The 763-nt window shown below is 57.7% G+C and carries 1 pseudogene; it reads right to left on the minus strand.

The window, feature by feature from the left end:
* Window positions 1–763 (minus strand): annotated as a pseudogene (locus tag HB675_RS25700) (IS3 family transposase); the annotation flags it as partial.

Here is a 763-nt window from a genome sequence, read left to right on the forward strand (position 1 = left end):
CGCCAAAGGCGCTGGCGAAAACTCCGGCTTCCATATTGCGAGCCCTGGTCAGAGTGGAACAGCAAACCTTGAGGCTTCCCTCGCTGCTCGTAAGCCATGTCCAAGGCCTTGATGACCAAGTCGGCATCCGGCTTTCCCGACAACGCCCAGCCCACAACACGGCGGGCAAAAAGATCCAACACAACCGCCAGATACTGCCATTTGCCTTGAGCCCAGATGTAAGTGATATCGCCACACCAGACGTGGTCAGGAGCGGGCACATCAAACTCTCGGTTCAAAATATTAGGGATGTCGGGCCGCTCGACCGTCGCCTTTTTGTAAGCATGCGATCCCGGTTGTTTGCTCACCAACTCCAGCTCGCGCATCAGGCTGCGCACCTTGAATCGCCCGATCTGCTCGCCGTCGTCTTGCATCATGGCCATGATGCTACGGCTACCGGGAGCACTGCGGCCTTGGGTGAACAACTCGTTCACCCGACTGCGCAATCGAAGGCGTTCTACATCCGGTGTGCGGCGCTTGAGACGCCGAGCGTAGTAGCACGAGCGGGTCACTTCAAACACCTTGCACAGCCAATCAACCGGCTCGTGGATGCTCAACTGGTCAATCAGCGCGAACGCTCGAGATCTTCCGACATCAAGAGCGCGGTAGCCTTTTTTAAGATTGATTTCTCCCGCTCAAGGCGAGCAATTCGGGCTTCCAGCTCTTGGATTTTCTGCTGCTCCGGGGTCAGCGCTTTGCTCTGCGGGGTGACGCCCGTGCGTTC

It is taken from the genome of Pseudomonas sp. dw_358, from assembly GCF_018449655.1.
Classification (GTDB): domain Bacteria; phylum Pseudomonadota; class Gammaproteobacteria; order Pseudomonadales; family Pseudomonadaceae; genus Aquipseudomonas.